This is a genomic window from uncultured Campylobacter sp. (assembly GCF_938045465.1).
In the GTDB taxonomy this organism is placed as follows: Bacteria; Campylobacterota; Campylobacteria; order Campylobacterales; family Campylobacteraceae; genus Campylobacter_B.
In genome coordinates, this window is sequence record NZ_CALIBF010000145.1 from 1 (window position 1) to 9,741 (window position 9,741).

The window sequence follows — 9,741 nt, forward strand, 5'->3', positions numbered from 1 at the left end:
GCGCATGTCGGCTAAACTTGAAATTTTCATCTCCGCCAAAACCTCGGCTTCGCGCACGTTGGGCGTGATGATCTCCGCGGCGGGGGCGAGCTCGTATTTTAGCGCATGCAGCGCGCTTTGTTTCATCAAAACTCCGCCGCTGGTGGCGACCATCACGGGATCTAAGACGACGTTTTTCGCGTCGTGCCTGCTCAGGCTCTTTGCGATAGCCTCGGCAACCCCCTCATTGGAGATCATTCCGATTTTAACGGCATCCGGAAAGATGTCGCTAAAAATCGCATCGAGCTGCGCCTCCACAAAATCTGGCAAAACGTCTAGTACGCCGAATACGCCGCGAGAATTTTGCGCCGTAAGCGCCGTAATAGCGCTCATAGCAAACATCTTATGCGCGCTAATCGTCTTGATATCGGCTTGGATGCCGGCACCGCCGCCGCTATCCGAACCCGCGATAGTAAGAATTCTTTTCATAAAAAGCCTTTAAAATTTTAGCGCGATTATATCGAAATTCCGCTATAATTCCACTCGGTAGATTATTTTACGGGCTAAATTTAAGTTTTCTTTATGTAGTTTTTATTATAATCTACGTTCGTTTCGTAATAACTATTACAAATACAAAATTTTAACCCAATTAGAGGAAATTACATGAAAAAAGTCGCCAGTTTGATTTTCGCAGCGTTTTTAGTTTCGGGCTGCTCCTATTTTGAAAAAAAGGAAGATAAAGGCGCGAAGCAAGGCGGCGAGGCTCCCGCGCTGCCGGTAGGCGTATTTACCGCCAAATCCGCCGACGTGCCGATAATTTTAAAATTTAACGGACAGACCGTGAGCGAGCTTGAGATAATGCTAAAGCCGCAGGTTTCGGGCACCATCGAAAAGCAGCTTTTCGAGCCTGGTCGTAGCGTTAAAAAGGGCGACGTGCTCTACGAGATCGACCGCTCGCGCTACCAAGCGGCGTTTGACAGCGCAAACGCTAATCTGCAAAACGCCTCGGCGGACTACAAAAGAGCCAAGGCGCTAAAAGCTAGCAATACGATCTCTCAAAAGGATTTCGACACCGCAAAGGCCGCGTTTATGGTGGCTGAAGCAAATTTTAAAAGTGCAAAGATCGATCTTGATCACTCGCTCGTAACCGCGCCTTTTGACGGCATGGCTGGCGATACGCAAAAAGACGTAGGCGCATACGTAAACGTGGGCGAGGATCTGGTTAGGCTTTCTAAATTTGATCCGATCGACGTGGAATTCGGTATCGCGGACGTCGATAGGCTGGAGCTTGATGTAAATTTAAAAAACGGGCAGTGGAAGCAGCTGGGTCGCCAGGTAAGCATAAATCTCGGCGGCAAGGACTACAACGGCACGCTAAGCTTCATCGATAGCGTTATCAATACAAACACCGCGTCCGTCAGCGCCAAAGCTCAAATTCCAAATCCAAGCTTAGAAATTCGCCCGGGAATTTTTACTAAAGTAAGCGTCGATGGCTTTTATCAGAAAAACGGCTTTAAAATTCCGCAAGTTGCGCTCAAGCAAGATCTTAGCAACACTATAGTCTATGTCGTACAAGACGGCAAGGTCGCTAAAAAAGTAGTCAAAATTTCGGCGCAAGATACCCGCACGGCGACGATCTCAAGCGGACTGCAGGACGGCGATCAGATCATTTTGGATAATTTTAAAAAGATCAACGTTGGCTCCAAGGTCACTCCCGTACCCGCAAGCGCCGATCCTTACGTAGCGGGGCAGCCTGAAGCATCTCAGAGCAATGCGGAAAGCGGGAAATAATGTTTTCTAAATTTTTCATCAACCGCCCCGTTTTTGCCTGCGTCGTTTCGATCATCATCGTAATCGCGGGCGTTTTGGCTCTTAAAAATTCCTCCGTCGAGGAGTATCCGCAACTCACGCCGCCGCAAATCGTCGTTAGCGCTACATATAGCGGCGCGGATGCGCAGACGATCGCTGACGTCGTCGCAGCCCCTCTTGAAAACGCGATCAATGGCGTTGAAAATATGATCTATATGGAAAGCTCAGCAAGCTCCTCCGGCGACGTTCGTATCAACGTATATTTTCAAATCGGCACAAATCCAGCAGATGCGAAAGTCAATGTAAACAACCGCGTCACGCCAGCTCTTACGCTACTTCCCGACGAAGTGCGCCGCTACGGCGTAACCGTCACCGAGCGTAGCAGTACGATGCTCGAAGTGCTTGCATTTTACGATCCTAGCGAACAGATGGATGTTGTAGAGATGCAAAACTACGTGGCTATCAACGTCGTAGATGAGCTAAAGCGCGTGCCGGGCGTCGGCGAAGCTCAAGCGCTGGGTACGAAAGACTATGCTATGAGGATCTGGGTTAAGCCTGAGCTACTTAAGAAATTTAACGTTACGACTGCCGAGATAATCGCCGCAATAAGCGAGCAAAACAGCCAATACGCCGCGGGTAAGATGGGCGAGCAGCCGATGAACTTAGGCAATCCCTACGTATATGCGATCAAGCCTGAGGGTCGTTTAAAAACCGTCGAAGAGTTTGAAAATATCATCATACGCGCGCAAAAAGATGGGAATTTCTTGCGCGTAAAAGATGTCGCCGAGGTCAAACTTGGCGGCGCAAGCTACAATATCTCGGCGAAATTTAACGGTAAAGAGATGGTGCCTGTGCTTATCTTTATGCAAAGTGGCGCCAACGCCCTAGCCGTAGTTGAAGCGGTAAATAAGCGCATAGACGAGCTTAAACCAAATTTCCCAGGCGAGCTGACCTACGACGTCGCCTACGATACGACTAGCTTCGTAAAAGTATCGATCGAAGAGGTCATTCATACTTTTATTGAAGCGTTAATCCTCGTCATCATCGTTATGTATATGTTCTTAGGCAATCTTAGAGCGACGATCATTCCGACACTTGCCGCGCCCGTATCGATCTGCGGCGCGTTTATCGGAATTTATGCCTTTGGATTTTCTATAAATTTAATCACTCTTTTTGCGCTTATTTTAGCTATCGGCATCGTCGTGGACGACGCCATTATCGTGATCGAAAACGTAGAGAGAATTTTGCACGAGGAGCCGGATCTTAGCGTCAAAGAAGCTACCACGAAAGCGATGGGCGAGATCGTAGCGCCCGTCATCTCTATCGTGCTCGTGCTCTCAGCGGTTTTCGTGCCGGTTGCGTTTATGGAGGGCTTTACCGGGGTTATGCAGAGGCAATTTGCATTAACGCTCGTAGCCTCGGTATGTTTTTCAGGCTTCGTAGCCCTTACACTAACACCCGCGCTTTGCGCTCTAATCTTGCAAAAAAAGGAATCTGAGCCTTTTTTCTTTATAAGATGGTTTAATAATCTTTTTAGCATCTCAACTAAAATTTACGCCGCAGGCGTCGGCATGGTTCTTCGCCACGTACTAATCAGCCTCGTTTTTGTAGGCATCATCATCTATGCGATGGTGAAGCTTCTTGTGCTCACTCCTAGCGGCCTGGTACCTAATGAGGACAAAGGCTCGATTATGGCGATGACTACGCTTCCCTCGGCATCTACTCTGCCTAGGACGGAAGCCGATCAAAATTTCATCGCAAGTATCGCTAAAAAGTATCCAAACGTAAAAGATATAACCCAAATCACGGGATACGATATGCTAGCCGGAGCGCTTAGAGAAAATGCGGGAGCTTTTTTTATGAAGCTAAAAGACTGGAAGGAGCGCCCCGGCGATGAAAATTCCAACTTCGCCTTAGCTGCCGCGCTAAACGGGCAGCTCTACGGCGCGGATCGCAACTCGATGACCTACGTCGTCACGCCGCCGCCTATTATGGGTCTTTCGCTTACGGGCGGATTTGAGCTCTACGCGCAAAGCACGACGGGCAAGAGCTACGATGAAATTCGCGCCGATATGGATCGTATAACCGCCAAAGCCAATCAGCACCCCGCTTTAAAGCTCGTGCGAACGACGCTGGATACCGATTTCCCGCAGTATAAGCTCTATCTCGATAAAGAGAAAATAAAGATGCTAGGCGTTAAGATATCAGATATCTTTACCGTGCTAAATTCCACCATCGGGCAGTATTATATCAACGACTTTAACTTAATGGGTCGCACATTCAAGGTCTATATCCGCGCTACGCAAAACTACAGAGACGATCCTAACGATCTAAAATCGCTCTACGTCCGCAGCGGCAGCGGCGATCTGATACCGTTAAATTCTTTAGTGAGGCTTGAGCGCTCGCTGGGTCCTGATTCCGTTAATAGATTTAACGCCTTCCCAGCAGCGCAGATTATGGGCGAGCCAAATACGGGTTATACCTCGGGTCAGGCGATTGCAGCGATCCAAGAGGTTATAAAAGAGGAGCTTCCTAGCGGATATTCTATCGGCTGGGCGGGCTCCGCGTATCAAGAGGTCAGCGAGACCGGCAAAGGCTCGCAGGCATTTGTATTTGGAATGATCTTCGTGTTTTTGATCCTAGCGGCTCAATATGAAAGGTGGCTCATGCCGCTTGCCGTGCTTACCGCCGTGCCGTTTTCGGTATTCGGCGCGCTCGTGTTTACATATTTCCGTGGGCTGAATAACGACATATATTTTCAGATCGGCTTGCTGCTTCTAATCGGTCTGGCGGCGAAAAACGCGATTTTGATCGTAGAATTTGCGATGAACGAGCACCTAAACAACCACCGCCCGATCGCGGAAGCTGCCGTCGAGGCCGCCAAGATGAGGTTTCGCCCTATCGTGATGACGAGCCTTGCATTCGGTCTTGGCGTGCTTCCGATGGTTATCGCCACCGGCGCGGGCGCTGCTAGCCGCCACGCGCTGGGAACCGGCGTCGTAGGCGGAATGCTCGCGGCATCTACAATCGCGATCTTTTTCGTGCCGCTGTTTTTCTACCTGCTCGAAAGCTTCAACGCTTGGCTTGATAGACGCGGCAAAAAAGTCCAAACTAACGAGGTGAACGATGAAAATAAATAACGCTCTCTTAAGCGCCTTGACGCTTGGAATTTTACTCTGCGGCTGCAACTTCAAGCCCGTCACGCCGCAAAAGCAAACTGGCTTTAAGGCGGATTACGCGAGCACAAACGTTAGTACGCAGTGGTGGAAAAGCTTCAACGATCCGCAGCTAAACGCCCTGATCCAAAGCGCGCTGGAGCAAAATTCCGACTTGCAAACCGCACTGAATAACGTCGAGTATGCGCGCGTAAATTTGGGACTGAATAAGCTAGAATATTTGCCGAACGTAAATTTAAGCGGCAGCGCGGTGCGTCAAAATAATTTCGGCAACCAGCCCGATCGCAACTCTCACGGCTCGTATCAGATCGGCGCCGTGCTAAGCTACGAGATCGATTTTTGGGGGCGCGTGCGCAACAGCGTAGATTCGGCGCGATCACGATTTAATGCGACGAAATACGACTACGAAACCGCCAAAAACACGATTACTAGTACGGTTGCGACGACTTATTTTACGCTACTAGCACTAAAGCAGCAGGAGAAAATTTTAAAAGACAGTCTAAAAAGCTATCAAGATACGCAAAACTACCGCAAAAAGCAGCTCGACGCGGGCGCGGTTAGCGAGATCGTATTTTATCAGGCCAAAGCCGCGGTGCAAAGCGCCGAGGCAAGCCTGATAAGCGTGCAAAATCAGCTCTCCGCAGCTCAAACTTCGCTAAATATCCTAACGGGTAAGAGCTACGATGAAATTTTACGCGGCACGGCGCAGACCGCCGCGAAAATGCCTAGCGCGCCGCAGATCCCAAGCGGAATCCCAAGCGACGTGATCCTACACCGCCCCGACGTCGCAAGCTCGCTCGAAAATCTGCGCTCGAGCAACTTCTTAGTGGGCGTCGCCAAGGCGGGCTACTTCCCTACCTTCTCGCTTACGGGCTCGGCAGGATATGCAAGCGGCGAGTTTGACAGGCTGTTTACCGCAAGCGCGAGCACGTGGAGTATCGGCGGCTCGCTCGTAGGGCCGCTACTTGACTTCGGCCGCCAAAAAAGGCGCGTAGAGCTTGCAAATTTAGAGCAAAACGCAAGCTTCATCGCATACGACAAAGCTCTTAAAACCGCTTTCGGCGACGTTCGCGACGCGCTTATCGGCGTGCAAAACGCCAAATTAAGACAGGCAAGCCTCGCCGATCTCGTCGCTTCGCAGAGCAAAATTTATTCAAACGCCTCAAGCAGGTATCAGGCGGGCTACAGCGATCATCTGGAGTTTTTGGATTCGCAGCGAAACCTACTTAGCGCGCAGCTAAATAAAGTGCAGGCAGATCTTGACGTGCTAAGCGCGACGGTAAACGTCTACAAGGCGCTTGGCGGTGGCTTTAGCATCGAGGATAGCGAAATAAAGGCGCTTCTTGGCGCGGAGAAGGACGTGCAGCCCGATATGTCCGCCTTCCCGAAGGATAGAATTTTTAATTAGCTTTAAATTTACAGGCGGCGCAAAATTTTAAAATACCCATAAATTTAAAGCACAGCTCGACTTTTACGGCGCAAGCGGATGTATGAAAGAAAAATCTGCTTGCGCTTTTTAAATTTAGCCCTGCGGCGGGCGGCAAATCCAAATTTCAAAGATAATCTAAATTTTAAAATGGCCGCAGCGAGGTAAAATCGCCGCTCGGCTAGGAAGCGCAAAGCGGCTTGGCTTAGTGGCGCGGTAGAATTTCTAAGCGGCACGGCGAAATTCCAAGCAGCGCGATAAAATTCCAAGCGCTGCGGTAAAATTCTAAGCGCCGAGTTTTAAATTTAAAGGCGAGCGGTTGCGCGCCGAAACGGAATTTGGCAAAATTTTAGATTTTCGCTATAATCGCGACTTTTAATTTAGATGGGTGTCCGAGCGGTTGAAGGAGCACGCCTGGAACGCGTGTAAAGTGCAAGCTTTCGAGGGTTCGAATCCCTTCCCATCTGCCACTACTTTAAAATTTCGTCCTCGCAAAACTCTAAAATTTCGCTTTCCCACTCGGCGCAAATTTTATAAATTTAAAGCCAAATTCCACCCTCGCCGTAAATTTAACGATAAAAGACAAAATTTCCTCCGCCGAAATCAAACCCGAAAGCCGCCTAAATTCTATCTCTACGCCCGCCGTTTACCGATATTGCGCTAAAATTCCTTTTAAAATTTCACTTTAAAGGAGAGAAAAATGAGTGAAGAAAAAAGTTGTGCCTGTGCGCATGTCAAATCCCAAAACGTAACCGACGCGCCCGGCAATAACACCGTATTTATGACCTGGCGCTTTAGTGCGGGCAAGACCGCCTGTAAAAAGGCTTTCGAGAGCCTTTGCGCTCTGGTGATAAATTTAAACAAAACCGCCGTTACAAGATTCGGCGTGGCTAGCGAAACGAGCTGCGTGCTGGGCGTGGGCTTTGAGGCGTGGAAAATGCTCGGCTTGCCGAAGCCTTTGCCGAAGGAGCTAAAAAATTTCGAAGAAATTAAGGGCGATAAACACGCTGCGCCCGCCACCGGAGGCGATATTCATATCCATATCAGAGCCGCAAATCAAGCCGTTTGCTACGATATGGCAAGCGAGATCAGAGCCGCGCTGAAGGATGTCGCGACGTGCGAGGAGGAGATCTGCGGCTTTAAATACTACGACGGGCGCGCTATCATCGGCTTTGTGGACGGCACCGAAAATCCGCAAGGCGCAGATCGCGACTTTTTCGCCAAGGTAGGCGACGAGGATGCAGCGTACAAGGGCGGCAGCTATCTTTTCGTGCAAAAATATATCCACGATATGAGCGCGTGGAACGCCGCGGGCGTCGCCGAGCAGGAGCGCGTCATCGGTAGATCCAAGCAAAACGATATCGAAATGAGCGAGGAGATAAAACCCAGCAACTCGCACTCCGCCGCAGCCAACGTCGGCGACGATAAAAAGGTCGTGCGCGGCAATATGCCGTTTGTGCAAGGCGGCGAGACGGGAACCTACTTCATCGCCTACGCAAGCACGTTTAGCACGCTGGAGTTGATGCTTGAGAGTATGTTTATCGGTCGCCCGCGAGGCAACTACGACCGCCTGCTAGATTTTAGCACGGCAAAGACGGGCGCGCTGTTTTTCGCTCCGACCTTCGATATGCTCGAGGTTTACGATGTGGGCTAAATTTAAATCACTTTAAATTTAAAGGCGCGCGATGTTTTGCGATCTAAGCCCGTATCAAAGCAGGCGCTGCAAAGAGACCATAGAGGGCAAAGTCAAAAATAGTGAAAACGTCAGGGGTCTGATAGAGTTCATAGACGCTAAATTTAAAACTCGAGCGATCAGCGCGTTTTACGGCGCGGGCAAGAACTCGGCGTGTCTTAAGATCGTGCTTCGCTTCGATAAAGACGCCGCAAAAATCACCGATAAAAAGTGCATCGAGCGCTACCTCGCCCGTACGCCGCTTTACGCGAAGCTAAACGAGCTAAAGAATTTTTATACCTCGGTCGAGTCCTTCGAGTCGCAGATCCGCACCGATCTGATCCAAGGCGCCGTAGAGGATCTGCTGCGAAACCGAAGCGAGCTTTTAGCGCCGCTTAAAATTTGGTATATCGCAGCGGTGTCCGACGCGCCCGTAGTTTTTTATTTCACGAGGCGGGACGCGGCGCGCCGCGAAGGGGGCGGAAAGATAGAGCGGCTGATAAGAAATTTTATAGAGAAAGCGCAGGACGCTAAATATCTGAGCCACATGGAATTTAAGCTGTTTTTTGACAGCAAGGAGTTCGTGGATCTTGAGTGCGGCGGAAATTTGTTCTATTATTTTAAATAAAATTTTGCAAAGGAGCGAAAATGGATGCGAAGCTTTACAGAAGGTAACGCAGCTCTCGCGAGGGCTTGAGGAGGGCGGCGTGCAGAGCCTAAAAGCAGCACTTGAGGGCGATAGCGACGAGGTTAGCAAGACGCAAGCTCGCGTGATCTTAGGCGAATACTTCGTGATGAAGGGCGAGCCCGCGCAGGCTAGGGAATATCTAGGGCTCGTGGCGCAAGACGCCGAGCGACTGCGAGATCAATACAATGACCTACTGGATGATGAAATTTGCAGAGCCGATATGCTTTTGGATATGATCGAGCGCTTCGGGTTTTTGGCGGAATAAAACGGCTCGCGATATGCGGCGGCACAATAAGCGTCGCGGCGGCGATAGAATTTTAAGATCGGAGCGAAATGTCAGACTACTCATTTGAAACTATAGAGCAAATGCTGCTAAAATGCGTAGCCGAGGGCGGCGAACCATAGCCCAGCTTTCGCCTGCGCGGCACGGAATACATGATCATCGCCTATGCGGATCGCTGCTCGTTTCAAAGATGCGCAGATGAGGCGGGCGCAAACGCGAGCGGCGAGCGGTATTTCGCCACGTTGCGAGAGCTCTACGGTGCGCCGCAAATAGACGGACGCTCGCTAAAAGAGCTCTGGAGTGAGGCGGATGATTTTTACTACTTTGATTCCGAGCTGTGAGGTCTCGAAATTTTATGCGGCGATACGGTAAGCGCACGCAGTGCTGATACGCGGCGCTGATAAAATTGACGAAATAAAATTTTGAAAGGACGCAAACGGGTCTGCTTGGGATTGCGTCGCTAAGGCGTGCGGCGAGGTCGACAAATTTAGCACGGAATTCAAAGGATGTAAGATGGCGATGGGCACGCCGCCGAGCCTAGGCAGGCTGCGGCTTTGTGCGAGCGCGGAGCTTTTGCGAGAGGGCAATTTAATTTTCGCAGCGGCTTTGATGGCGATACAGAGGTATAAGTGCTGCCGAATGATTTAAAATTTCAAGCGCAACGGAAGCGATAACGCGAATGAAAGCGCGCTGTTTGACGATGAAATC

The 9,741-nt window shown here is 50.1% G+C and carries 9 protein-coding genes and 1 tRNA gene; 9 read left to right on the plus strand and 1 reads right to left on the minus strand.

The genetic code is table 11. The annotated features are described in order from the left end of the window. The coding region (thiD, locus tag Q0413_RS07040; RefSeq protein ID WP_298988278.1) for a bifunctional hydroxymethylpyrimidine kinase/phosphomethylpyrimidine kinase at positions 1–468 on the minus strand (468 nt) is incomplete at its 3' end. Positions 469–642: 174 nt separating this feature from the next. On the opposite strand from thiD, the gene Q0413_RS07045 reads away from it, so the two are divergent. From Q0413_RS07045 to Q0413_RS07085, 9 genes are all read left to right on the plus strand, one after another. Beyond that, positions 643–1,770: an efflux RND transporter periplasmic adaptor subunit gene (locus Q0413_RS07045; RefSeq protein ID WP_298988279.1), complete on the plus strand. Its 1,128-nt coding sequence runs from the start codon at positions 643–645 to the stop codon at positions 1,768–1,770. Next, a complete protein-coding gene (locus Q0413_RS07050; RefSeq protein WP_298988280.1) occupies positions 1,770–4,928 on the plus strand; it encodes an efflux RND transporter permease subunit in 3,159 nt (1,052 codons plus the stop codon). The genes Q0413_RS07045 and Q0413_RS07050 overlap by 1 nt, the downstream gene beginning before the upstream one ends. Continuing rightward, a complete protein-coding gene (locus Q0413_RS07055; protein WP_298988281.1) occupies positions 4,915–6,372 on the plus strand; it encodes an efflux transporter outer membrane subunit in 1,458 nt (485 codons plus the stop codon). Before Q0413_RS07050 ends, Q0413_RS07055 begins: the two co-directional genes overlap by 14 nt. Positions 6,373–6,772: 400 nt before the next feature. After that, positions 6,773–6,860, plus strand: a tRNA-Ser gene (locus tag Q0413_RS07060). Positions 6,861–7,090: 230 nt separating this feature from the next. Next, positions 7,091–8,044, plus strand: a complete 954-nt coding sequence (locus Q0413_RS07065; protein ID WP_298988283.1) for a Dyp-type peroxidase — start codon at positions 7,091–7,093, stop codon at positions 8,042–8,044. Positions 8,045–8,075: 31 nt separating this feature from the next. Next, the gene (locus tag Q0413_RS07070) at positions 8,076–8,690 is read left to right on the plus strand and encodes a hypothetical protein (protein ID WP_298988285.1); all 615 of its coding nucleotides are present in this window, start codon (positions 8,076–8,078) and stop codon (positions 8,688–8,690) included. Continuing rightward, positions 8,653–9,015: a hypothetical protein gene (locus tag Q0413_RS07075; RefSeq protein ID WP_298988286.1), complete on the plus strand. Its 363-nt coding sequence runs from the start codon at positions 8,653–8,655 to the stop codon at positions 9,013–9,015. Before Q0413_RS07070 ends, Q0413_RS07075 begins: the two co-directional genes overlap by 38 nt. 170 nt (positions 9,016–9,185) lie before the next feature. Then, the gene (locus Q0413_RS07080) at positions 9,186–9,374 is read left to right on the plus strand and encodes a hypothetical protein (protein ID WP_298988287.1); all 189 of its coding nucleotides are present in this window, start codon (positions 9,186–9,188) and stop codon (positions 9,372–9,374) included. A 172-nt stretch (positions 9,375–9,546) separates the two neighbouring features. After that, complete coding sequence (locus tag Q0413_RS07085; protein WP_298988288.1) at positions 9,547–9,681, plus strand: hypothetical protein; 135 nt, start codon at positions 9,547–9,549, stop codon at positions 9,679–9,681. The last annotated feature ends 60 nt before the right edge of the window (positions 9,682–9,741 follow it).

What these genes read in the sequence shown, in the direction of transcription:
- Q0413_RS07045 (WP_298988279.1), top strand. Translation starts at nt 643, where the DNA reads ATGAAAAAAGTCGCCAGTTTGATTTTCGCAGCGTTTTTAGTTTCGGGC.
- Q0413_RS07050 (WP_298988280.1), top strand. Translation starts at nt 1,770, where the DNA reads ATGTTTTCTAAATTTTTCATCAACCGCCCCGTTTTTGCCTGCGTCGTT.
- Q0413_RS07055 (WP_298988281.1), top strand. Translation starts at nt 4,915, where the DNA reads ATGAAAATAAATAACGCTCTCTTAAGCGCCTTGACGCTTGGAATTTTA.
- Q0413_RS07065 (WP_298988283.1), top strand. Translation starts at nt 7,091, where the DNA reads ATGAGTGAAGAAAAAAGTTGTGCCTGTGCGCATGTCAAATCCCAAAAC.
- Q0413_RS07070 (WP_298988285.1), top strand. Translation starts at nt 8,076, where the DNA reads ATGTTTTGCGATCTAAGCCCGTATCAAAGCAGGCGCTGCAAAGAGACC.
- Q0413_RS07080 (WP_298988287.1), top strand. Translation starts at nt 9,186, where the DNA reads ATGATCATCGCCTATGCGGATCGCTGCTCGTTTCAAAGATGCGCAGAT.
- Q0413_RS07085 (WP_298988288.1), top strand. Translation starts at nt 9,547, where the DNA reads ATGGCGATGGGCACGCCGCCGAGCCTAGGCAGGCTGCGGCTTTGTGCG.